Annotated in this window: 20 protein-coding genes, 1 riboswitch and 1 other annotated feature; of the genes, 14 read left to right on the top strand and 6 right to left on the bottom strand. The window is 32.3% G+C overall.

What is annotated here, in order from left to right; genetic code table 11:
* Positions 1-9 precede the first annotated feature (9 nt).
* Positions 10-780 (bottom strand): histidinol phosphate phosphatase, encoded by a 771-nt coding sequence (locus B3040_RS17240; RefSeq protein WP_291576068.1) that lies wholly within the window; start codon positions 778-780, stop codon positions 10-12.
* 470 nt (positions 781-1,250) lie between these two features.
* Between B3040_RS17240 and B3040_RS17235 the strand changes: the two genes are divergently transcribed.
* From B3040_RS17235 to B3040_RS17200, 8 genes are all read left to right on the top strand, one after another.
* Positions 1,251-2,774: a DUF445 family protein gene (locus tag B3040_RS17235; RefSeq protein ID WP_291576066.1), complete on the top strand. Its 1,524-nt coding sequence runs from the start codon at positions 1,251-1,253 to the stop codon at positions 2,772-2,774.
* Between the two features lie 259 nt (positions 2,775-3,033).
* On the top strand, positions 3,034-3,798 hold the full coding sequence (locus tag B3040_RS17230; RefSeq protein ID WP_291576064.1) for a TatD family hydrolase: 765 nt from the start codon (positions 3,034-3,036) through the stop codon (positions 3,796-3,798).
* A gap of 275 nt (positions 3,799-4,073) precedes the next feature.
* Positions 4,074-5,090 carry a 3D domain-containing protein gene (locus B3040_RS17225; protein ID WP_291576061.1) on the top strand — a complete coding sequence of 339 codons (1,017 nt, stop codon included), beginning with the start codon at positions 4,074-4,076 and terminating at the stop codon, positions 5,088-5,090.
* A 411-nt stretch (positions 5,091-5,501) separates the two neighbouring features.
* On the top strand, positions 5,502-6,044 hold the full coding sequence (gene rnmV, locus B3040_RS17220; RefSeq protein WP_291576059.1) for a ribonuclease M5: 543 nt from the start codon (positions 5,502-5,504) through the stop codon (positions 6,042-6,044).
* 1 nt (position 6,045) lies between these two features.
* Positions 6,046-6,882, top strand: coding sequence for a 16S rRNA (adenine(1518)-N(6)/adenine(1519)-N(6))-dimethyltransferase RsmA (gene rsmA, locus B3040_RS17215; protein ID WP_291576057.1), 837 nt, complete (start codon positions 6,046-6,048; stop codon positions 6,880-6,882).
* A gap of 130 nt (positions 6,883-7,012) precedes the next feature.
* Positions 7,013-9,289, top strand: coding sequence for a hypothetical protein (locus B3040_RS17210; protein WP_291576056.1), 2,277 nt, complete (start codon positions 7,013-7,015; stop codon positions 9,287-9,289).
* Between the two features lie 231 nt (positions 9,290-9,520).
* Positions 9,521-10,117 (top strand): hypothetical protein, encoded by a 597-nt coding sequence (locus B3040_RS17205; protein WP_291576054.1) that lies wholly within the window; start codon positions 9,521-9,523, stop codon positions 10,115-10,117.
* Between the two features lie 193 nt (positions 10,118-10,310).
* Positions 10,311-11,120 carry a hypothetical protein gene (locus B3040_RS17200; protein WP_291576052.1) on the top strand — a complete coding sequence of 270 codons (810 nt, stop codon included), beginning with the start codon at positions 10,311-10,313 and terminating at the stop codon, positions 11,118-11,120.
* 181 nt (positions 11,121-11,301) lie between these two features.
* Here the strand turns inward: B3040_RS17200 and thiT are convergent, their stop codons facing one another.
* Both thiT and B3040_RS17190 read right to left on the bottom strand, forming a co-directional pair.
* Positions 11,302-11,937 carry an energy-coupled thiamine transporter ThiT gene (gene thiT, locus B3040_RS17195; protein ID WP_291576050.1) on the bottom strand — a complete coding sequence of 212 codons (636 nt, stop codon included), beginning with the start codon at positions 11,935-11,937 and terminating at the stop codon, positions 11,302-11,304.
* Positions 11,938-12,011: 74 nt separating this feature from the next.
* Positions 12,012-12,112: riboswitch (TPP riboswitch) on the bottom strand.
* Between the two features lie 153 nt (positions 12,113-12,265).
* The gene (locus B3040_RS17190; protein WP_291576048.1) at positions 12,266-12,445 is read right to left on the bottom strand and encodes a hypothetical protein; all 180 of its coding nucleotides are present in this window, start codon (positions 12,443-12,445) and stop codon (positions 12,266-12,268) included.
* A gap of 211 nt (positions 12,446-12,656) precedes the next feature.
* Here B3040_RS17190 and B3040_RS17185 point away from each other — a divergent pair, with 211 nt between their 5' ends.
* Complete coding sequence (locus B3040_RS17185) at positions 12,657-13,772, top strand: sensor domain-containing diguanylate cyclase (protein ID WP_291576046.1); 1,116 nt, start codon at positions 12,657-12,659, stop codon at positions 13,770-13,772.
* Positions 13,773-13,839: 67 nt separating this feature from the next.
* Here the strand turns inward: B3040_RS17185 and B3040_RS17180 are convergent, their stop codons facing one another.
* The 3 genes from B3040_RS17180 to B3040_RS17170 all read right to left on the bottom strand — a co-directional run bounded on the left by B3040_RS17180 (position 13,840) and on the right by B3040_RS17170 (position 16,482).
* Positions 13,840-14,040 carry a cold-shock protein gene (locus B3040_RS17180; protein WP_291576044.1) on the bottom strand — a complete coding sequence of 67 codons (201 nt, stop codon included), beginning with the start codon at positions 14,038-14,040 and terminating at the stop codon, positions 13,840-13,842.
* Between the two features lie 215 nt (positions 14,041-14,255).
* Positions 14,256-15,731: a C40 family peptidase gene (locus tag B3040_RS17175; RefSeq protein WP_291576042.1), complete on the bottom strand. Its 1,476-nt coding sequence runs from the start codon at positions 15,729-15,731 to the stop codon at positions 14,256-14,258.
* 115 nt (positions 15,732-15,846) lie between these two features.
* Entirely contained in the window at positions 15,847-16,482 is a 636-nt protein-coding gene (locus B3040_RS17170; protein WP_291576040.1) for an MBL fold metallo-hydrolase, read from the bottom strand.
* Between the two features lie 372 nt (positions 16,483-16,854).
* Between B3040_RS17170 and B3040_RS17165 the strand changes: the two genes are divergently transcribed.
* The 5 genes from B3040_RS17165 to B3040_RS17145 all read left to right on the top strand — a co-directional run bounded on the left by B3040_RS17165 (position 16,855) and on the right by B3040_RS17145 (position 25,235).
* A complete protein-coding gene (locus B3040_RS17165; RefSeq protein WP_291576039.1) occupies positions 16,855-18,120 on the top strand; it encodes a L,D-transpeptidase in 1,266 nt (421 codons plus the stop codon).
* Between the two features lie 148 nt (positions 18,121-18,268).
* Positions 18,269-18,487, top strand: a binding site (T-box leader).
* Between the two features lie 308 nt (positions 18,488-18,795).
* On the top strand, positions 18,796-21,897 hold the full coding sequence (gene ileS / locus B3040_RS17160) for an isoleucine--tRNA ligase (protein ID WP_291576036.1): 3,102 nt from the start codon (positions 18,796-18,798) through the stop codon (positions 21,895-21,897).
* A 315-nt stretch (positions 21,898-22,212) separates the two neighbouring features.
* Positions 22,213-22,824, top strand: coding sequence for an acetate uptake transporter (locus B3040_RS17155; RefSeq protein WP_291576034.1), 612 nt, complete (start codon positions 22,213-22,215; stop codon positions 22,822-22,824).
* 363 nt (positions 22,825-23,187) lie between these two features.
* A complete protein-coding gene (gene galE, locus B3040_RS17150) occupies positions 23,188-24,174 on the top strand; it encodes a UDP-glucose 4-epimerase GalE (RefSeq protein ID WP_291576032.1) in 987 nt (328 codons plus the stop codon).
* Between the two features lie 242 nt (positions 24,175-24,416).
* Positions 24,417-25,235, top strand: coding sequence for a GGDEF domain-containing protein (locus B3040_RS17145; RefSeq protein ID WP_291576030.1), 819 nt, complete (start codon positions 24,417-24,419; stop codon positions 25,233-25,235).
* The last annotated feature ends 68 nt before the right edge of the window (positions 25,236-25,303 follow it).

Below are 25,303 nucleotides of genomic sequence, written 5' to 3'. Positions count from 1 at the left end.
ATAGACAGGTTATTTTATATACTCAACGGTTCTATTTTTAAAATAAATAGGTTTTAACCCCAGGCTCTCAGCGACTTGAAAGCCTTTATTTAAGTTGAGACCTATAGAATCAACAGTGTGAGCATCAGAACCTATGGTAACATAGTTTCCCCCAAGCTCTTTGTATCTTTTATAAATCCTTACAAGACTATTTAAAGACTTAACCATGCCTAGTCTGCGAGTATTAATTTCTAGAGAGATATCATAATTAATACAAAGTTTTATAATTTCATCGATATAATCACAATAATCATCATAGTAAATTTCTTTATCCTCGAAGGGACAGTATCTTGAAATAAAATCTATGTGGCCTAAGGTATCTATATAACTATGAGTTTTTAAGGAAGCTATAATTTCTAAAAAATAGTCTCTAAATAACTCCTCTTTAGTTTTTTCCTTATAAAGAGAAGCATCATATATATCAAAGCCATGAAGAAAATGCTGAGAGCCTATGACTTCATCAAAGTTATAGGTATCTACGAGATTTTTGTTTTCAGCTTCATAGCCTGTGTCCATTCCAAGCTCAATGCCAAGAAGCAAAGAGGAGCTTTTATAGGGTTCATAGGTTTTAAAAAAGTCAGCTACAGGAAATTTAAACTTTTCCTTGTCAGGATAATTTAAATCCATATGATCTGTAATAACTAATCCAATACCTAAAGCTTTAGCTTTATCAAGGGCATCTTTAATATTCATTTTCGAATCAGAAGAAAAACTAGTATGAATATGAGTATCAAATATCATAATTTCATCAACCTTTCAACCATTATACTTAAACTTTTTTGCATAGCTATAGGCTTTAAAAGTAATAATTTATTTTACTCATCATGAATTATATTCATGATGAATTTCATTCACCACCAAAAAGCCTTAAGGAATCAAAGGTGGAAATAAAGTATAAGTTAAGTCCTACCTTTAGTTCCCTATATTATAACAATAAATTACTAATTATAGTAAACAAAATTTTCCTTAATAGTTGCAATCTTAAAGTAGTAGTTTTATAATTTTTCATTATATATAGTATTTATAAGCAGGATAAAACCCACACTAAAAATAATTCTGAATATAGGTAACCAAGATGAAGAAGTACCTCATAGGAGGCTAGTTTTTCTATGAGAAATTTTATAGAGGAACAAGGTAAAGCCCCAGCTTTAAAACCTGCGATAAGTACAAAATGAACTTATTCATTATTTATCATAAGAGGAGGAATTTTAATGAAATACATAATTGGTATTTTAGTTGGAGCAGTTATTGGATATATCACTAACTGGCTTGCTATAAAAATGTTATTTAGACCCCATGAGGAAAAAAGAATCTTTGGCATAAAGGTTCCTTTTACTCCAGGACTTATACCAAAGGAAAGAAAAAGAATTGCTAAAAGTGTGGGAGAGGCTATTGGAGCTCATCTTTTAACAAAGGAAACTATCCTAAATTCTTTATGTAGTGACAAAATTAAAGAGGCCCTTTCAGGTTGGATAAAGGGAGAGGTAAAAAAGTTAGAAACTAGTGATTCAACCTTAGAAGAAAACTTAAAGTCTTTATTAAATGGACATTATGAAGAAATAAAGGGTGACTTAGAAAAAAATATAACAGCTATTGTAGTAGAAGAAGTTAAAGGCAAAGAATTTAAAAGTAAAGTAACTTCTATTGTAAGAAAAGAAATAGGAACCTTATTAAATAATTCTCCTAAAGCTGTTTTATCTTCACAAGCTTATGAAAATATAAGACTTAATTTAATTAATAATTTAAACCAAAGCATGGAAAATGGAGCTATTAAGGAAAATATTCTTAATTTAATTTCAGGTAAATTAGAAGGCATAAAGGAAAATACCTTAGAGGAAATAATTCCTCCTACAGTGATAGGTAACCTTAAGGTTTATATGTACAATAAGCGTCACGAAATAGGAAAGTACATACAAGGGGCTCTTAAAGAAGAAAAGTATGAGATTAAAATCAAAGGTATAATTAGTAATATCCTATCAACTCAACTTAACCCTATGATAGCAATGTTTGTAAACTCAGATACTATTTACAACAAAATAGTGGATGGAGCTTCTGAAATGCTAGAAACTGAAGAAACTTTAGTAGACATTGTGCTAATTTTAAATGAGGTATTAACTAAAGTCACTAAAACTAAAGTTATAGATATTCTAGAAAATATTCCTGTTAGTAATGAAGAACAAGAAAACTTAATTGGAAAAAAACTTTGGAAGTTCTTACTTAGCAATGTAAAAGAACATAAAATAATTAATACTCTTATAGAAGGAGTTGAAAGTGATTTAAATAACAGTGATACCTTAGGAACTGTATTTAACAAAGCTGGCATAAACCTAGAGGAAGAATTAGTTAACTTTGTGGAAAATAAATTAGATATGTTCTTAGAAAGCTACGGATTAGAAAGCAGTGTAAGTAAGTTTTTAACTAGTAGTCTACAAAGAATTTTAAATACTCAAATGAAATTCATTTTCCAAAAGGAAGGCAGAGATTTATCTTCTAAAGTCTCAGCTATAACCTTAGATTTATATAGCACTTTTGTGGAAAATAAAGCATCAGATTTTATAGAATTATTTAACATATCAAAGGTAGTAGAAGAAAAAATTAATGAATTTGAAGTTACTTATGCAGAAGAAATAATCTTAGAAATTGCAAGTAAGGAGCTAAGTGCAATAACTTGGCTTGGAGCAGTTTTAGGAGCAGTTATGGGAATTCTAACACCAGTACTTTCAGCCCTTTACTAAAATATAAAATAGGGTAAATTACTAGTTTTGAATAAAACTTGAAAAAGTGGACATAAATCATAATGGGCTTATAGCAGAGTTGTGGTTTATGTCCACTATAAGTTATAGTACAATTTGTGGACAAGTTTACTTAAATAATATAAGCTTTAACAATATTTTAGAAGCTTGAGTATACGCCCTTTTTAAGGGGTTGTTGATAAGCCTAGATAAGAAAACCTTCAGAGAACATTGAAATATTTAATTAGAATAGGAGAAAGCTATGATATTTGATTCACATTCACATTATGATGATAGCCAATTTAATGAAGATAGAGATTTAGTTTTAAAGGAGATAAAAGAAAAGGGAGTAATAGGAGTTTTAAACTGTGGTTCAGATTTAAGAGGGCTTAATATGTCTATTGAACTAGCAGAAAAGTATGACTTTGTATATGCAGCTGTTGGAATCCATCCAGAATATGCTCAGATAGTAGATGAAAACTTAATAGAGCAAATTAAGAACCATGCTAAGAATCCTAAGGTTAGAGCTATTGGGGAAATTGGATTAGATTACTACTGGGAAGAAAATCCTCCTAGAGAAGTGCAAAAAAAGGCCTTCAGAATGCAGATGGAAGCTGCTAGAGAGCTTAATTTGCCAGTAGTAATACATGATAGAGAGGCACATCAAGATACTCTAGAAATCATGAAGGAATTTAGCCAGGTTAAGGGTGTAGTTCACTGTTTTTCAGGTAGTGTAGAGTTTGCAAAGGAGTGCTTAAAGTTAGGTTACTATATAGGAATCACAGGAGTGGTTACCTTTAAAAATGCAAAGGTAATTAAAGAGGTGGTTAAGGCTGTACCAATTGATAAGCTACTAGTGGAAACAGATTGTCCTTACATGGCTCCTACCCCTTATAGAGGGAAAAGAAATCAATCAAATTATATTGAATATATAATTGAGGAAATAGCAGATTTAAAGGGTATAACCAAAGAAGATGTGGAAAAAAATACCATAAAAAACACAAAAAACTTGCTTAATTTAAAATAATCCATTATAATGTTAATTATTGGTAATAAGCTCAAAAATAGTAAATTAATTCTTTGGAACAGGAATATTAATTACGTTTTTGAATATACATTAAAAAACACTTCAATTCCACCCAGAGAAGACTGATATTTATAGCATTAAAGGGAATTATTTATAATTCTATGCATGAGATGCATTTACTACAGTCAATTCAAGAGATAGAGTGCTAAAATTTGACACATAAACTAGGGTAATATATAATTGCTTAGTACTCTTGTCTAGGGGAGGTAATCTTTATGAATATCATTGCTAAAGATAAATTGAAAAAATATTTTTCAATTTGGCCTAAGACATTATTTATTGTAGCATTAGTTTTAATGTGTACAACAATTACAATTTTGAACTTAAGAAAAGACATAACAGTAGTTATAGACGGAAAGGAAACCAAGATAACTACCTTAGCTAAAAATCTAAATAAGGTTTTTGAAGACTATGGTATAAGTGTTGGTGAAAAAGATAAAGTTTCTATGACATTAGACAGTGAAGTAAAAGACGGAGATATTATATATATTAGTAAGGCCGTGGAAATTGAAGTGAATGTAGATGGAAAAGATTTAACCCTTGCTTCTGCAGAACCAACAGTTAAGGATTTATTAGCTGTTGAAAACATAACCCTAGAGGCAGAGGATAAAATTGTTCCAGCTTTAGAAAAGCCATTAGAGAATGGCATGAAAATTCAAATAACAAGAGTAAAAAGAGAAATATTAAATGAAGTTCAAGAAATTGCTTTTGAAACTGAAGTAAGAAAGAATAATGATCTAGCCGAAGGAACCCAAAGGATAGTTCAAGAAGGATCATCAGGAGAAAAAGCGATCACAACAGAGGTTGTGTATGAAGATGGTAAAGAAGTTAATCGCAAAGTAGTTGAAGAGAAAGTTCAAAAGAATCCAATAAAGAAAATAGTTGATATTGGTACACTTGGCGTTTTAAGACCATCTCGTGGAGGAGAAGTTTTGTACACTAAAAAGCTATCATTTTCATCGACTGCATATTCAGCAGATAGAGGTGATGCATCAGATAGAACCGCAACAGGTACAAAATGTAGACGTGACCCTAACGGATATAGCACAGTAGCAGTAGATCCAAGAGTTATTCCACTTGGTACAAAACTATATATAGAAGGATATGGTTATGCAATTGCAGAAGATACTGGTGGTGCTATAAAAGGAAATATAATAGATGTATATTTCAATACTTATTCAGAGATGATGAATTGGGGAAGAAGAAGAATAAACGTTTATATTATAAAATAGGAGAATAATCTCCTATTTTTTATTTTGCTATAGGCCTCAATGATGAAAACTTATTTCATTCATGATAGATTTAATCCTTCGCCGAAAAGCCCTAAGAAAAACAAGGTAGCTTTCATGTGGGAGTTAAGTCTTAATTTGGGTTACTATATTGTGAATACATAAAGAATAAAAATCACAAGCTATTTATAATACTACTAGTTAAGGTTCATTGAGAAAACCTTAGGAAAATCAATATAATTGAGTATAAAAAGTTTTTCATTTGGTTTCCTATATTGAGAATTTACATGGTAAAATAATATAAGGTATCTGAAAATAAATAATAACACAAAATAGACTAGCATACTGACTTACTTATTTTTTGAAGATGCCTAAGTAGATATAATAGGTAAGTTATTATTTGGAGGCAGATTTATGATTAAGGAAGTTATTGTAGTAGAAGGACGAGATGATATAACAGCAGTAAAAAGAGCTGTAGAAGCAGAAGTTATTTCTGTAAGCGGGTTTGGAATAAATGGACAAATAATAGAGAAAATAAAGCAAGCGCAAAAAAGACAAGGGGTAATTATTTTAACAGATCCAGATTTTGCAGGAGAAAAAATTAGAAGAATTATTTCTAAAAGAGTACCCGATGTAAAACATGCATACATAACTCAAAGTGAAGGAACAAAGGATGGAGATATAGGTGTTGAAAATGCATCTCCAGAAACTATTATTAGAGCTTTAGAAAATGCAAAGTGTGAAATAAAGGAAACAAGAAAAGAATTTGATATTCAAGATATGTATTATTTTAAGCTTACAGGCAATAACAAAGCAAGGGAAAGAAGAGATGCCCTAGGAAAGCAACTAGGAATAGGATATTGCAACACTAACCAACTTGTAACTAGATTAAATAACTATGGTATTTCAAAAGAAGAATTTATTAAGGCCCTAGAAAAGATTGAGAAGGAGATTTAGCATGGAAAACTTAAGTACTAAAGATATAGTATTAAAATATAATTTTAAATTCACAAAAAGTCTCGGTCAAAACTTTTTGACAGATGATACAGTATTAGATGATATAGTTGAGGGAGCTGATATTACAGAGGAAGATTATGTAATAGAAATAGGCCCAGGAGTTGGAACTCTAACTAAAGAGCTTTTAAAAAGAGCTAAAAAAGTTACAAGCATAGAACTTGATGAAAGGCTTATACCTATATTGCAGGAAGAACTAAAAGAGTATCCTAATTTTCAATTAGTACATAAAGATGCATTGAAGGTAGATTATAATGAGCTCATAGGAGAAGAAAAGAGTGTAAAGATAGTTGCAAATTTACCTTACTACGTTACTACTCCTATAATTGCAAACTTACTTAATGGTAAATATAATATTAAATCTATAACTATAATGATACAAAAAGAAGTGGCAGAAAGAATTGATGCAGAGCCAAGCACTAAGGATTATGGCGCATTTTCATTACTTGCCCAATATTATTGTGACACAAAAATTATAAGAAGAGTACCACCTTCTTCCTTTATACCTTCTCCTAAGGTGGATTCCATAGTAATAAGATTAGATATACTAAAAAAACCAAGAGTACAAGTGAAGGATGAGAAGCTATTTTTCAGTATAATAAGACAATCCTTTAACATGAGAAGAAAAACTCTTTCTAATGCTATGAAAAATGTTGGATTGGACAAAGAAACTTTAAAAGAGGCCTTTGAAAAGGCAAATATAGATTCTGGTAGAAGAGGTGAAACTTTATCTATCGAAGAATTTGCAAACTTGGCTAATACGGTATCAGAGCTTAAATAGGATTTTATAGAATTCGGGTTAAAAAAATTGTTCCTCAAAAGCAGAGTTAAAGCTGTAGAAAAAAACTTTCATCTTTTAGGCACATCGCTCATATATTATAATGTATAAATTATAATGGAGGTAATTGGGAGTGACACCTAGAAAAAGCTACAGTAGATATTTTATCATATTGCAAGAAGAGCAAAAGGGTTACGGTATGGACGCTGACAAGGCACCTTCTGGATATGCTAAATTGGAAGTTAAAAATAATAGATCAAAAATATCCTACTATGTTCAAAACTTAAAACGAGACAGAGGCCCTTATTATATGATTTTGATAACAGATAAACAAAATCCAAGAAGCCTTATAAATTTAGGAAGATTGAACATAGACGATAACGGTAGAGCTGATGTTAATTTCGATTATGATATGAATAGTATAGGCAACACTAATATTGCTATGGATAAGATAGTTGGGGCAGCAGTAGTTTCTATGAATGGAACTATAACTCCTATTATGGTAGGATTTTCAACTACTGATGTACCAAAAGATTGGACTACTTACCCAATATCTAAAGGAACTACTCAGCCGGGAACAAATGGAACAGGAACTACAGGCACTGGAGTTGGGGGCACAGGAACCATGGGAACAGGCACTGGCGTAGGAACAGGAGCAGGAACTACAGGTGCTGGAACTGGAACTACAGGAACGGGTACTGTAGGTAAAGGAACCATGGGAACAGGCACTGGTGTGGGAACAGGAGCAGGAACCACAGGTGCTGGAACTGGCACTGGAGTTGGAACTGGTACAGGAGTTGGAACTGGAGTTACAGGAACGGGTACTGTAGGTAAAGGAACCATGGGAACAGGCACTGGTGTAGGAACAGGAGCAGGAACCACAGGTGTTGGAACTGGAACTACAGGAACGGGTACAGTAGGCACAGGAACCATGGGAACAGGCACTGGTGTGGGAACAGGAGCAGGAACCATAGGCGCTGGAACTGGAGCTACAGGAACGGGTACTGTAGGTAAAGGAACCATGGGAACAGGCACTGGTGTGGGAACAGGAGCAGGAACTACAGGTGCTGGAACTGGAACTACAGGAACGGGTACTGTAGGCACAGGAACCATGGGAACAGGAACTGGTGTGGGAACAGGAGCAGGAACCACAGGTGCTGGAACTGGAACTACAGGAACGGGTACTGTAGGTAAAGGGACCATGGGAACAGGAACTGGCGTGGGAACAGGAGCAGGAACCACAGGTGTTGGAACTGGTACTGGCGCTACAGGAACGGGTACTGTAGGTAAAGGAACCATGGGCACAGGCACTGGCGTAGGAGCAGGAGCAGGAACCACAGGTGTTGGAACTGGTACTGGAGTTGGAACTGGAGCTACAGGAACGAGTACTGGAGGCACAGGAACCATGGGAACAGGCACTGGTGTAGGAACAGGAGCAGGAACAACAAGTGTTGGAACTGGCGCAGGAATGGGAACACAACCTACTACAGGAACACAAAATGACTTTATTGATGAGTTTGAGGATTATTATGAAGATGATACCATTATAAATATGACTCCAGTAAACCAAGGTACTACAACACCTAGGGGAATGGATATTTTTGATAGATATGAAGAAGAAATAGAAAGTTCTAAACTTGAAAGACATAAGCATAAAAAGTGCAAGAAGCACAAAGATGAACAGGATTATTGCAATAAGCATCATGGATATATGGATGATTATGAGGATGACGACTGCGATTACTGTAAGCAGCATAAGGCTTATAAGAATAACCATGATGAGGAGGATAACTGCAATCACCTCATGATGAACCATATGCATCATGAAGAGCAGGATGAGGATAATCATTATGAACATCATATACTACACCATATGGATGATGAATATGATGATCATAAATCTTGCAATCAGTATAAAGATAATAAGAAAAACTATGGGAAATGTAATAATTGGGAAAGTAATGAAAACCATATGTATAAATACAACTGGCCACTAGGTAATACAGGAGAGTTCTTTAAGAATGTAGTTAAGGGCTTTGAAAAGCTCGGAGAAAATGAAAATATTAAAAACTGTTTCTGGTATAAAGTTGCAGTAAATAAACTTGAAGATATGTATTGCATATATGACTATAATAAGTATACAGTAGTATTTTATCCAATGATTTGTTATTACCCATATATATCTAAAAAGAAAAACTTTATAATTGGATATAAATGTGATGATGAAGGTAATCTAAAATATATAATTTATGGAATACCTGGAACCAAAGCATTAGAAGATCAACCTTATGGTGGAAAAACAGGATTCGTTACTTGGATGCCATCTAAGGAAGAAAAGGATATGGGACACTGGCTCATGTACTACGACTTTAAGACAAATAATGTAGTAATTCCAATAAAACGTTCTTAAAACTATGAAATAATCCTCTGCTGATAAGGTAGGGGATTATTTTTTTACTTAAATTTATTCTATTTTTTATACAAGCCTCATAGATATATTACAAAGAATTAATTTTAATTTAAGGTTAGTTATAGTATTAATTATAAATTAAAGCTAATTTTTATTATAAATAAATGTACAAGTACCTAGCGATGAATGGGTACTTGTACATTTATAATGTATAAAAGGAGGAACCACAGGATGAGAGTAATGATAGCAAAGAATAGGCAGACAGGGTTAGTAGTGATACTCATAGGATTAATGATTACTATAGTTGGACTTGGTCAGTATTTTGAGAGTAAATTAAAAATGGCCACTTTAATTCAAAATAATATAGGATCCTTTAAAAAATATGATGCTTTAGAAGGTAAGTTAAGCTATAGTCTTCCACAGTCATGGATTGCAAGTGAAGGTTCAAGTAGTAGAGAAAATGTCATTTACTTTAATGAATTTGTATCTGATGATACATATACCCATGGATTTATACAAATTATCAGCACAAAGGATGATATGAAAAAGTTAATTGATGTAGATATAAAAGAAATTAAAAATATGGGGATTAAAGATTACACCTTGAATCCATCAAAAATTAAAAATAATGATGGATATATCCTTCAATATAATCTAAGTATAAATAATTATAAAACTAATAAAATTTATAATTACTATATTAAGCAAAAGGATTATATTATAAAAGTAAATTTTGTTATAAACGATGAAAAGCATAAAGAAAACACACCTATATTTTTAGAAAATATAATAAATACCTTTTCTTTTAATGATATATTAAAGGGGTAGACTATATAATTTTAATTATGTACAATGTAAAATAATTGGGATATAACTTGTAAAGTTATGAGAAGAAGTATTATAATATAAGTACGCTAAAATGTTTAATAACTATATTTATTAATAAATGTAGTTTATACTAAGTAAGAAAAATAATTAGAGAAGCATAATGCTTCTCTAAATTTTTGTTATGGAGGGGAAAATGAGAAATTTAAATAAGTATTTAATTATAATAACAATATTGATAGCAACTTCATTTTTATCAGCCTGTGCAATTATTCCGAAAAAAAATAAGGATTTTGAATACATAAAGCAACGAGGCGTTATGAAAATAACTATTCAAAGTACTAGAGATAAAAGCTATAAATTTACTGTAACCGATGAAGAGGCAGTTCTGGATATATATCAGCTTCTTTCTAGCGCAAAGGAAGTGGAAGGAAAGACTTCCTTAGAACCAGATTATATTTTTGAGATTTATGAAGCACCGGATAAGATAAGTAAATTTAACTATGTAGCAGGGTTAGACAAAGGAAACGGAGCTAACTTTTATAATGAGGGCAAAAATTATATTGTATCTAACAGATTAGATAATGATATAATTAAAAATTTTGGTAATAACAGAAAACCAATAGATTTTGAAAATATATACTATGAAAGCTTACTAAGAACCCTAGAAACCTTTAACACCGGAGATAATAAGGGTAAAAAGATAGGCTTAAACATTAAAAGTGATATAGAAACAACTAAATATCAACTTTCTACAGATATTATGTATTTTGAGGATAGGCTAAAGAAAATACAAAATGCCGAAATTGCTAAGGGTGATAACTTAGAAGGTTATGATGTAGTAATGACAGTGAAAACTGAAGGATATACCGCTACTAAGTATAAAGCAATTGTAACTTTTCAGGGGGATCCTAAGGTGAAACCTGTGACTTATTATATAAATAATGTATATGAACAAGGTAGCTGGAAGATAAATATTACTACTGAAAAGCCAGAAAACTTCTAGAAGACATAAATTTAATTACATTTTGGAGAGGAATAGTTCCTTTTCACATCATAAATCGTAAGTAAATAAGTAATAAAAAAATGAAACTGTATTTAATAATATAGTTTCATTTTTTATATGTTTTATAGGTTTAATTAAAACACAGCATCTTTAACTGAAAAATAATCTTTGAAATTATCTATTAAGCGGCATTGTTGAAACCGTTGGTTTTCTTTAATATTAAATCAATTTTAACCACTGAAATAATTGCTACACAAATCAGGCAATCTGCTAACAAATACCCACCATTGTATAGGAAGGAATATAAAATTGGTGACATTCCTTCTTTTGCATAATCTCCAAAGAATACTACTCCAGAAATGAAGTGGAATACAAATCTGCAAAGGAAGGCAAAGATTACTGCAAGAATTCTATTATTCTTTAGTACACCTGCAAGACCTATTGCCATGAAAGGAAGTGAATAATCGAATAAGACCTGAATTGGGTGAAGTATATAAGCTGGTCCTATAACAAAGTTAACTAACCCGTATAGAAAGCCAGTTAGTACACCTACCGTTGGACCATATAATAGAGATATAACGATTATAGGCAGCATACTTCCTAAGGTAGCACTTCCACCATAAGGTAACTCAAATAATTTAAAAAACTGTAATACTGTAGATAAAGCAAGGGCAAGACCAATGTGGGCCATAAGTCTAGAAGTAAGTTTAACCTTTTTAATTCTAGTGAAAGATACCATCATTATAAGTACTCCGATGAGAGTAATAATAGTGGTTTTGTTTGATAAAATTTCTTTAAGATTTTCTGTAAATGACATAAAAATTCCTCCCAGTTTAGTGCTATAGGAGTGTTTAAACTAAAAAAACCATATTCCTAGGAATACGGTTAATCTTTTTATCTTAAACGCTTCCCTACGCTGGTATTAACCAGATCAGGTAAAAGGGTTAATGAATATAATCATCTCTCAGCCAACGGCACCCCTAGCACATATTAAATTTAGTCAAAATAAATTTCAACTCTAATTATATTTTAGTATATTCATGGGTGTAATGCAATGATTCCATAGAATTTTACTGAATTTTCCAAGGGGCCTTTGATAATAAGTATAAGATTTAAAAGAATTCATGAAAAAATTTATTTAGCACTTAAAAAAAGTCTATCATTTTATCATTTAACATATTTAAGGGTTTAGTCATGTTTATGTCTACCCTATCACCTACCCTAGAATTTGAAGGAAGCCGATTAATGGACACATCCATAGTTGTTCCATCCATGAGTTCCACAAAGGCATCAGTATTATTAATATCAATTATTTTACCTAACATAACATTCCTCCGTAATAAAAAATATAGGTTACTTTTCACATGGAAAAAATGGTCTTATTTTAATCCAACTTTTGATTTAGAGTAAAATTTAAAGGAAGTAACCTGCTTAAGTTAGTTTTCCTTTAGGAAAGCATATTTATTCTAAATAAATAGGAAATTTAATTGAAAGTATATATTATACTAGATATAATGGACTTTAGAGGTGGTGCTTATGGGTTGGGTGAGTATAAAGGATAGACTATTGCTAATATGTTTTATACTAATTGGGATACAATTGATAACTATGAAGTTACACAAAAATAAGATTGCATATTTAAATAATACAAAAGATATATTATATGATTTAAGAGAAAAGGTTATAGAAGCTGTAGATAAGGAACAAGTGTATAAGCTTATTCTAAGAGCGGCTATTGATATGTTACCTAAAGCGTCTAAGGGAAGCATACTAATGGAAGCAAAAGATAAGCTGTTTCATTATGAAGCTTTAGTAGGATATTCTGAGGAACTTAAGGAAATTACATTAAGAAAAGAGGAAGTGTTTTTATACGCAAAAAACCAGTTTAAAGGCATTGCAGTAATAAAAAATCCAGCAAAATTTAATAAGAACATACTGAATTTTGAAAAACACAAAATTTTTCAGGATACAGAGGCTCTAGATATTTGCTGTACCTTAAGTTGTCCCATTTCTATAAATGACAGAGTTATAGGGGTAATTAATTTAGATAGTACTGAAAAGGGTGCTATTTTTTCAGAAGATGATATAAAGTATTTAAAATATATAATTAATGAACTTAAACTAGTACTAAGGGTATTCTTAATACAGGATGATTTAAGATACCAAGCTAATTATGATGTGCTTACAGGGCTCTACAATAGAAGATACCTAGAATATCTTCTAAGTTACCACCTAGAAATGTCAAAAAATAAATGTAAAAAGTCTACATTAATATTTATTGATTTGGATAATTTTAAGAGAATTAATGATGCCTATGGGCATAAATCAGGAGATAAAGCCTTAATGTTAATATCAAACATATTGCAAAAAAAAATGAATTCTTCTTACATCTATGGAAGAATGGCGGGAGACGAGTTTATAGTTTTTATTCCTCATGGAGATGGAAAGAGTGCTGTTAAGATCATTGAAGAAGTGCGGGAGGTTTATAGTCATGAAACTATAGGGGATATAAAATTGGATTTTAGCTACGGAATCATAGAAGTAACGGATTCAAGTAAGAATTTAGAAGAATTAATTCATGAAGCAGATGAGAAGATGTATGAAGTGAAAAACTACAAAAAAGAAAAAAATCAAAGAAAAAAATCTTCCTAAGAAGATTTTATAATGAAAAGATATATAAAACACCTTTCAAATTGAAAGGTGTAATATTTTTTTATTATTAAATTTTTGAAACGTTAGATGCTTGAGGACCTCTAGCACCTTCAACTACGTCAAATTGAACTCTTTGACCTTCTTCTAAAGATTTGTAGCCATCACCTGATATAGCAGAGAAATGTACGAATACATCTTCTTCTCCTTCAACCGATAAAAATCCAAATCCTTTTTCAGCATTAAACCATTTAACTGTACCTGTTTTCATTTAACTTCCTCCTGAATAAAAAAATAAAGCGAAAAATCAATTTTTCATATTTGGTTAACCTTAATTATAATTATATTCTTATCAATTAAGGTTGTTTTTATACTCAAATATTTTAGGTATTATGAAATATTTCAATATGACCTGAATATTTCGCTGTTTTAGCTTAATTAATTATAAATCATAATAATGGACAGTCTGGTGAAGTGGCTTGTCCATTATTTAATAATACGTTTAGCAATATAGTAGGTATTTCTATAATATGCAGAGTTTAGGTTGGAAACTCTCACTACATCTCCAGGTTTAGGTGCTTGAATAAATAAATCATTTCCTTTGTAAATAGCTACATGGGAAACTGAATCAGGCCTAGCATCATCAGTAGTGAAAAATAATAAGTCTCCAGGTTTAAGGTCCTCTTTACTTACAGTAATCCCTTGATGAACTTGATAATAGCTTGTTCTTTCAAGTTGAACACCAAGCTTTCTGTATACGTATTGAGTAAGTCCTGAACAATCAAATCCCATAGGAGTAAAACCACCCCAAAGATAAGGAACGCCTAAATACTTTTCAGCTTCAGCCACAATGTCCTCACCGGAGTATCTGCTTTCAATAACAGGGGTTTCTCTTACTAATGGAGTGTTAACATCCGTAGCGTTAGTTACTTTAATGTAATCTCCATGGACCCAACCTTCCTTATTATTAATTGATATTTTATACCAACCATTTGAGTGAGCAAGTATAGGGAACTTATTTCCGTATCTAGCCACTTCAATTTTACTATAATTTGTTCCTGCACCACTTCTCACATTTAAGACATCTGCTGAAATTATAGCAACTTTGCCTTGAACTACTGGAGCCTCAATTACAGGCGGAGTAGTAGGTTTCTCTACATTAGAAGGTGGTGGTGTTGGCGTTGGAGCTTGAGTGTTACTATCTACAGTAACAAATTCTTTAGATACATATCCTGTATTTCCACTATAGCTTACCTTATACCAACCACTAATTTCCTCTAAAACTTCTAGCTTACTACCTGAATATAAAGACTTAATAATACCATAATTAGTACCAGGGCCAGTCCTTAAGTTAAGGGCTGAAACATTAACTGTCCCAGACTTTTGCAGAGGAGAAGTAGTGCCACTATCTCCACGACTTGGTCTAGAAGAATCACTACTACCAGAGTCAAGTGTTACATAATCTTGACTTACATACCCTGTAGAACCGTTATAACTAATCTTGAACCAACCATTAGTAGCTTCTAGTATAGTTATTTTAGTATTTTGTTTTAAGGAACCTAAAGTGCCGAACTTAGTTCCAGCGCCACTTCTTACATTTAAAGCAGTAGCGTTTACAGTACCAACTTTGCCAGAAGGAGTTTCTGCAGGTTTTGCAGTTTGTACAAACTCTCCATGTATCCAGCCTGTTCTATTATTAAAGTTGATTTTATGCCAACCATTTACGGTATCAACGATAGTTACAGTATTACCCTTGTATAATTTCCCAAGTATTGTAGATGATGTATTTGCAGAAGATCTGACATTCAGTGCATCAGCAGTAATAACACCACTACTAGCTTTAAGAGAAGTTGACTCATTATTTACATTTGGGTTTGCTACTGCAACGCCAGTATTTAATTTAAGTGATATGCCTACAGCAAAGGTTACTGCACATAGACATTTAAGATGTTTACTTTTCAATTCTTTACCCCCCACTCCCAAAACTAACAATATAAATTGCATTACTTAAATTATAATGGAAAAAATTCCATATAACAATAAATTAATCTAAATAATCCTAAAAAATTACCATAAGTTAGTTTAAAGTAAAAATTTTTACAGTATTCTCTCCTAATATTTCATCATTAATCTCCAAGGAATTTCCACTAACTTTTTCACCATTTTTCATAAAGGTTAAAAAGGTTTCCACCCCGTCTAAGTAAAAACTTAATTGAGGAGTTTTATAATGCATAGGAATAACTATTTTGCTTTGAATTTGTTTAGCTATTTTCGCAGCCTCTTCACCATTTATAGTATAGTTTCCGCCAACAGGTATAAAGAGTACGTCAACAGTACCTATTAAATCAATATCCTTTTGATCAAGTAGATGGCCTAGGTCTCCTAAGTGGCAAAACTTATAACCTTCCATTTCTATAATGAAGATTATGTTTTCTCCACGCTTTGCTCCCTTATATTTATCGTGATAAGAAGGAATTCCTTGAATGGTAATATCACATTCATTAAAAAAACCGACTTTATCAATGATCTTCGAGCCAGGATTTATGTGTTGAATATTATTATGGTCGAAGTGCTGGTGACTTATGGTTATAACATCAGCAGAACCTTTATACAGGGAATAGCCCACCGTTGCATCAAAGGGGTCTGTTAAAAGCCTTCTTTCCTTACAGTCCTCTAGTAAAAATGAAGAATGGCCAAGCCAAGTAATTTTCATGATTATCTCTCCAATCTTTCATATTAATTAAAATAAGTTCTTAGTGAAGGTCACTGAGTTTTAGTTTAATGGTTCTTAAGTATAGTTTTTTAGGATTAAGGTTAATACGATTTTATTCTCTTAAAAAGCTTTGAAAAATTAACGTGAGGTAAAGCTATAACTTGAGTATTGAATTTAAAGTAATTGCATATTTAGATTATGGATTAATATTAAAGAAATATTCAATGGAGAATGAGGCCTTGTTTAAAAGTTACAAAGTAGTAATAATATTTTAAAATTATCTTATAATAAAATTGTAGTTAAAACTTAAGCAGAATTTTGATATAATTTGAATGGATGAGGTATTTTTTGTAAAGTGGGAGGGCAGTTTTTATGCAAGTTACAACTAGGTATAAAGAGGTTTTAAGGTCAAAGTCAGTTCGTGGAAATATGATAAAGTATGTAGCATTGCTTAGTATGTGTCTAGTTATTGCTGCAAGCATGGTTATTATTACTAACAATAGTAATTTAACTACTTATAAAAACTTATTTTTTGATGAAAGGTACATAGAAGCTAAGGAGTATTATGAAAGTAAACTTAATACTTCCATAAGCAATAGTTTAGGTAGCACTAAAAAAGTAATAGCCTTTCTAAATGGGCAGTTGAATGCTAACTTAGAAGGTTACAATAAAAGTGAAATAGCTAGTGAAAAAGTTTTAAATTTAATTAATGAAATAAAAAGCTATAATTTCATTAGTGATAAAACCATAAATGATGCCCTTTATAAAGTTGAAACTACAGAAGTAGTAAGAAATATAAATAGTTTACTGAAAGAAGGCAAGGATTTTGAGAAGGTATTAAAGGTTATTGAAGATACTGAAAAGCAATACCCTAACTTAGAAGAATTATCCATTGCTAAAAAAGAAGCCTTAAGTTGTATTAAGTCCATTACTTTAACGGAAGGAAAAGCTCTTTTTGATGAAGGGAAGTTTGAAGCTGCAATAGCAAAACTTGAAGACAAATCAAACTACCTTTCTGGAGATTCAGATTTTGAGGATGCCCTAAAAAATTATAAAGCTAAAAAAGAAGAGGTAAAAAGGATTGAAGAAGAGAAGCGAATTGAGGAAGAAAAAAGAAAAGAAGAAGAGAAACGAATAGCGGAAGAAAAAAGAAAAGAAGAAGAAAGAAAAAAGGCAGCAGTTATGGTAGTTAATACTAAATTAAATAGAGGGGATTTTGCCACCTCACAAGAGTTTATCAATACTACAAATCTTGCTAGCTCTAATTCTTATTTGATTTATGTAAACTTGCAAAGCCAAACTACAGAAGTGTTTAAAGGTTCTAGAGGAAACTGGAATCTAATTCATAGCTTTACTAGTTCTACGGGAAGATCAGATGCACCTACTCCAAGGGGTGTTTACAAGGTAACAGGCAGAGGAACCTGGTTCTTCAGTGAGGAATTTCAACAAGGAGCTAAGTGGTATGTACAATTTTGGGGAGATTACTTATTTCATTCCTTACCAATGGATAGGAGCAAAAACATAGTAGATTCAACTCTAGGGACCCCAGCATCTCATGGTTGTGTAAGACTTAAGGTTGATGAGGCTAAGTGGCTTTATGATAATATACCAAATGGAGCCACAGTTTTCGTAAAATAGTGTTTTAAATCAATACATTCTTCATAATAAAAGTTACTGAGTAGAGCTACTTATATTCTTTGAAAATAGTGAAAATTTCTTTGACAAAAAAACCACTTTGTAATATAATAATAGAAACAATATATAAATAATGAATTATTTATAAAAACTAATAGCTAAGAGTAGGAAAAGTACTTTAAAAGTAGTTTACAGAGAGTGGAGGTTTGGTGTGACTCCATAGCGAAGTTTAAAGGAAAATCACCTAGGAGCTGAAGACTGAAAGTAGTAAGTCTATCCGTAATTCTGCGTTAAAGAATAGAGTATGTTAGTACTTGAAATTATACATTAACACTATAGGTGGTATAGCGAATTCAACTTCGTCCTATTTTAGGGCGAAGTTTTTTATTTTGCATCAAATTAAGATGTTCACCAAGGTCTTCACATTGGTATTGGAGAAAGTAACCTTTCCGCTGTGGCCTTGTCTGGGAGAATTGTACCATTTTTCTAGAGATTTCCTTTGCTATAACAACTAACAGTTTTAAGTACTACATAATCAATAAGAAATTCTTTGTAAGTGCATACAGACTCCATTGTATAAATCTTAGGTTCATAGTTAATCATTAGATTAAGTTGCAATTGGCAAATTATTAGCACTTAGATAATAGAAAATAACACCAGTAAGAAAGGAGCAATATTATGTATAAGAAAATTGATTCAACTAAGAGTTTTATGGACATGGAAAATGATATATTAAAGCTTTGGGCAGAAAAAGACATTATAAAGAAGAACTTTGATTTGAATGAAGATGGTGAATACTTTACTTTTTATGATGGTCCTCCAACAGCAAATGGTAAGCCTCATATAGGACACGTTATAACAAGGGTTATGAAGGATATAATCCCAAGATATAAGGTGATGAAGGGTTATAAGGTTTTAAGAAAAGCTGGATGGGACACTCATGGACTTCCAGTAGAGCTTGAAATAGAAAAGAAACTTGGAATTTCTGGTAAGCCAGAAATAGAAAAATACGGGGTAGAGAAATTCGTTAGAGAGTGTAAAGACAGTGTTTTTTCTTACGTTGAAATGTGGAGAGAGATGTCTGAAAGAGTTGGTTATTGGATAGACATGGATAATCCATATGTAACTTATCATAATGATTATATTGAATCAGTATGGTGGGCACTTAAGCAAATGTGGAATAAAGAATTAATCTACAAGGGTCATAAGGTAATGCCTTACTGCCCAAGATGTGGAACTACCTTATCTTCTCATGAGGTTGGTCAAGGTTATAAAGATGTTAAGGATAGCTCAGTTTACGTTAAGTTTAAACTTAAAAATGAAGATAAATATATACTAGTTTGGACAACAACTCCTTGGACACTTCCAAGCAACGTAGCACTAGCTGTGAATAAAAAATATGATTATGTAGAAGTTCTGCATGAGGGTGAAACTTTAATTCTTTCAAGACAACTTTTAAATAAGCTTAACGGAGAGTATGAAGTAGTAGCTGAGTTTAAAGGAGAAGAGCTTTTAGGAAAAGAATATGAGCAAATGTTCAAGTTTGAGACTCCAGAAGAAAAGGCTTTCTATGTAGTTCATGGTGATTATGTAACTTTATCAGATGGTACTGGTATAGTTCACATTGCACCAGCTTATGGAGATGAAGATAACCAAATAGGTAAATTATACAACCTTCCGATGATAAACTTAGTTGATTCAGAGGGTAAATTCGTTCCAGCTGTAGAGCCATGGGCAGGAATCTTTGTTAAAAAGGCTGATGAGAAAATCATAGCTTTCATGAAAGAAAACAATATTCTTTATAAGAGTGAAAAATTCCTACACTCATATCCACACTGCTGGAGATGTGACACACCACTTCTTTACTACCCAAGAGAGAGCTGGTTTGTAAGAATGAGCTCAGTAAGAGATCAGCTGCTTGAAAACAATGATAAAATCAACTGGATGCCAGATAACGTTAGAACAGGAAGAATGGGCAAATTCCTAGAGGGAGTTATCGACTGGGGTATTTCAAGAAACAGATACTGGGGAACTCCACTTCCAATATGGGAATGTGAATGTGGCCACAGAGAAATGATAGGCAGCATTGAAGAACTTCATAAAAAAGGCATCAATGTTCCAGAAGGCATAGAGCTGCACAAACCATATATCGATAATGTGCACTTAAATTGCCCACATTGTTCAAAGGAAATGACAAGGGTAGATGAGGTTATTGACTGCTGGTTTGACTCAGGTTCAATGCCATTTGCACAATACCACTATCCATTTGAAAATAAAGAGCTATTCGAAGCAAACTTCCCAGCTCAATTTATATCAGAAGCTGTGGATCAAACAAGAGGATGGTTCTATACTCTACTTGCAATATCAACAACAGTATTTGAAAAGAATCCATTTGAAAACTGTATAGTACTTGGACACGTACTTGATAAAGATGGTTTAAAAATGTCTAAGCATAAAGGAAATGTATTATCTCCATTTACAGTTTTAGATAATGAAGGAGCAGATGCTCTAAGATGGTATTTCTATACTGCTTCAGCCCCATGGCTTCCATCAAGATTCTATGAGGATGCAGTTATAGAAGCACAAAGAAAGTTCATAGGAACTCTATGGAATGTTTATTCCTTCTATGTGCTATATGCAGATTTAGATAACTTTGATCCAATGAAATACCAAAACTTCAAATCAGAAAATGTAATGGATAAATGGATGATGTCTAAGCTTAACACTTTAGTTAAGAATATAGATGGGCATCTAGAAAATTACAGAATTACTCAAGGCGCCAAAGAGCTTGAGGACTTCGTAGATGAACTTTCAAACTGGTATGTAAGAAGAAATAGATCAAGATATTGGGTAGAAGAGCTAACTGAAGATAAGATTGGAGCATACATGACTCTATACAGAGTTCTTGTAACCTTCTCAAGAGTTGCATCTCCATTCATACCATTTATCACAGAAGAGCTTTACCAAAACCTAGTGGTTGCTTTTGATGAAAATGCACCAGAAAGTATTCACCTATGCATGTGGCCAGAATACAACGAAACTGAGGTTGATAAGACTTTAGAAGAGGAAATGGATAAGGCTTATAGAATAGTTAAACTTGGTAGAGGTGCAAGAAATGCTGCTAACATCAAAAACAGACAGCCGTTATCAAAAATGCTTGTATCTGTAAGTGAACTTCCAGAGTACTATGGAGACATCGTTAAAGATGAGCTTAACATTAAGGCAGTAGAACTTGGTGCAGACCTTTCTAAGTATGTTAACTTTGAAATCAAGCCAAATCTACCAGTACTAGGAAAAGCTTATGGTAAGATGATACCAGGCATCAGAAAAGCAATAGGTTCAATGAACCAAATGGAACTTGCTCAAAACATCAATAACGGCAAGGTTGTAACTATTAATGTAGATGGTACAGAAATAGATTTAAATAAAGAAAACCTACTTGTAACAATGCAAGGACTTGAAGGTTTTGCCTTTGCTGGAGAAGGTGAAATGGGAGTAGTATTAGATACTCACATATCTGAAGAGCTAAAAGAAGAAGGTCATGTAAGAGAAATCCTAAGCAAGATTCAAAACATGAGAAAAGAAAGCGGTTTTGAAGTTGCAGATAAGATAAAAATCTATGTAACAGGCAATGAAATGCTAGAAGCTGTAATTAAGAAGTTTGAAGAAGCTATCATGAAGGATACTCTAGCTGTTGAAACTGTATATGGAGCAGAAGCTGCTTACACAGAAGTAAAAATCAATGGAGAAACCTTAAGTCTTGCTGTAGAAAAACAATAATAAATATAAATACCTAGTTAGGGTAATAATATTAATAAAGAATCTCTGAGAAACATAGCTTTTTTAGAGGTTCTTTTAATTATAGTTTTCCATAGTGAAAATGTATTTTAATCATCACAAAAGCCTTGAGTAAGTCAAGGTAGGAGTGATGCATAACTTTATTTAAGTTATCCCAAGTTTGTTGAACAAAATAGGATATACTTTTACTGGTATTATTAGTCATTTGACAAAATCACCTAAAATTTGATATTGTTTTTAGGGAATTAATATTTAAGCTTATATAAAAAAATAATGATGAGATATTGGAGGAAAAACGTGAAAGAAACACAAGAAGTTAAAATTGTTACAGCTGATCCTTCAGCTATTGGACTTTTCGGACTGGCAGTAATTACATTAGTTGCATCTTCTCAAAAGCTTGGAATAACTCAAGGCGTATCTTTAATAATACCTTGGGCATTATTCTTAGGAGCTTTAGCACAGCTATTTGCATCAGCAAATGATTTTAAGCATAATAATACCTTTGGAGCAACAGCTTTTGGAGCTTATGGCTTCTTTTGGCTTGGAGTAGCCTTTACTTGGTTAATTCAAAATGGAGTCTTAGGGGAGAAGCTTGCAAAAGCTGCAGACCCTAAACAACTAGGCTTTGCCTTTCTAGCTTACTTAATCTTTACTATATTTATGACAATTGGAGCTATGGAGACTCATAAAGTATTATTTTTAATTTTCTTTTTCATAGACTTCTTATTTTTAGGTTTAACTTTAAGTACTCTTGGAATTGCACCAGAATTTGGACATGAACTTGCGGCATACTCTGAGCTAATAATATCACTTCTTTCGTTTTATGGCTCAGCTGCATCAGTTTTAAATAATCATTTTGGAAGAGTATTCTTACCAGTAGGAAAGCCTTTCGGTATATTCAAGAAGTAGAAATAATATAATTAAGCATCCTTGGGATAATTTCGTTCCCCAAGGGTGCTTTCTTTTATCTGTTAACAATCATTCTTAATAGATAAAAGTATTTCCATTAAGAATATTTAAGTGTAGTAATCTAAAGCAATGCTATATATAGAACTAAAATACTTTGGAAATGCTATTTATTTCTACACTATTTTGCAGAAAGTTAATACTTTAATGTAGTATAACAGTTTTTACTTTAAGAGCCTCTACGCCTTAAGTTAGGGTAGCTTTGAATAATATATTAATGGTGTGTAAAACCTATTAAAAGGAATAAATTTCAATGATTAGCTACATGTTAATTAGAAATTATAGCATAGCTTAAGGAGAAGAAAAATGAGTGTTTTAGTTTGTGGAGGAGCAGGTTATATTGGAAGTCACATGGTAATTGAACTTTTAGAACAAGGAAAAGATGTGATAATACTTGATAATTTAGAAAAGGGTCATAGGAGTGCACTTCTAGGTGGAAAGCTCTATGTAGGAGATTTAAGAGATAGGAGTATATTGAATAAGGTGTTCAGTGAAAACAATATTGAAGCAGTAATAGATTTTGCGGCATATTCCTTAGTTGGAGAAAGTATGGAAAATCCCCTGAGATATTTTAATAACAATGTGTATGGAACCATAAGCTTACTAGAAGCTATGAAGGATTACAGTGTTAAATATATTGTGTTTTCTTCAACAGCAGCAACTTATGGGGAACCAGAAAACATACCCATTGTGGAAGGGGATAAGACTTTCCCAACTAATGCTTATGGGGAATCCAAGCTATTAGTAGAAAAAATTCTTAAGTGGTGTGATAGTGCCTATGGGATAAAGCATACTATATTGAGGTACTTTAATGCTGCTGGAGCACATATTAACGGAAAAATTGGAGAAGATCATAGTCCAGAAAGCCACTTAATTCCACTAATCTTACAAGTAGCTCAGGGAAAAAGGGAAAAAATTATGATCTTTGGAGATGATTATAAAACTGAGGATGGTACTTGCATAAGAGATTACATTCATGTAAGTGACTTAGCTTCAGCACACAGTTTAGCACTTCAAAGACTTATGAGAGGAGAAAAAAGTGCTATTTATAACTTAGGGAATGGCACTGGTTTTTCAGTTAAGGAAGTTATAGAAGTTACAAGAAAGGTAACAGGACATCCAATACCAGCACAGGTTGTAGAAAGAAGAGCAGGGGATCCGGCAATACTAATTGCGTCCTCACAAAAGGCTATTAACGAGTTAGGCTGGAATCCAAAGTTTAACTCTTTAGAGGTGATTATTGAAACTGCATGGAATTGGCATAAACGTCATTTAGAAGGGTATGAAAAATAGTAGCTAAAATCACCCAAGGATGTGAAAAATTTCGTGATGTCTCCCTAGGATTTATTTGCTTCAAAGCTTATATTGTAACCCTTCAGCAGCGGAACCAAAACAAATTAGACCCAACTTTAAAATGAGTAATGAAGAGAATCTAGTGCAGTCACATTAAATTTTATAATTGCATAATCAAAAACTAGATCAAAAGCATATATATAGTATAAGCAACAAAATTCATCTCATTGGGGGTCTAAAATATGAGGAAAATCAAGTGTCAGTGCAACACTTCAAGGGGTTCTAAGGTTGAAAAATGGATTTATCAAAATGTTTTAAACTATAAATTTTTAGTGGTTATTTTCCTAGGAATAATAGGTGAAAAAGTTTTAGTTAATTATCTTTTAAACATAGGCACAAGTACACTAAAAATTATGCTAGACATATTATTAGTTGAAGCTATAGTAATTCCTACTTTTTATTTAATCATTAAAAGTAGAAATAACTATATCAGTGAGGAAGAGGCTATTAAGAAGCTTGCATTTTATGATTCTCTTACAGGATTACCCAATAGATGTCTTCTTTCTAGCTACTTTAAGGAAATTTTTGTAGAAAGTAGTAATGAGCCGGAGTTTGTAGCTGTGATGTTTCTAGATTTAGATGGATTTAAAGTTATTAATGACACCCTAGGACATAGCATAGGAGATAAGGTTCTAGTTGCTTTAGCTAAAAGACTTAAAAATTCAGTGAGAGAATATGATATGGTATGTAGGTTAGGTGGAGATGAATTTATTATATTATTTCGAAAGTTGAACAAAGAGGAGAGTATTGTTACCGTAGCAGAAAAATTATTGAAGGTATTTACAAATCCCTTTTCTATAGATGGACATGAACTTTTTATAACAAGTAGCATAGGAATAAGCTTATCTCCTCATCATGGAAAAAGCTTAGAGGAACTAGTTAAAAATGCAGACGTAGCAATGTATCAATGTAAGCGCAGTGGGAAAAATTGCTATAGCTTTTTTAGTAATGTTTCAAAAGAAAATGAAGTAGATATATTAAATAAATATGTCTGTAGTTAGAAATTAAAAGAAGCCCCCATAGGTTTTATCATAAGACCTATGGGGATTTTTTGTGTAACGAATACCAC

The organism is Clostridium sp. UBA4548 (assembly GCF_002387895.1).
Lineage (GTDB): Bacteria > Bacillota > Clostridia > Clostridiales > Clostridiaceae > Clostridium_J.
This window is presented reverse-complemented; position numbering and strand designations above follow the sequence as displayed.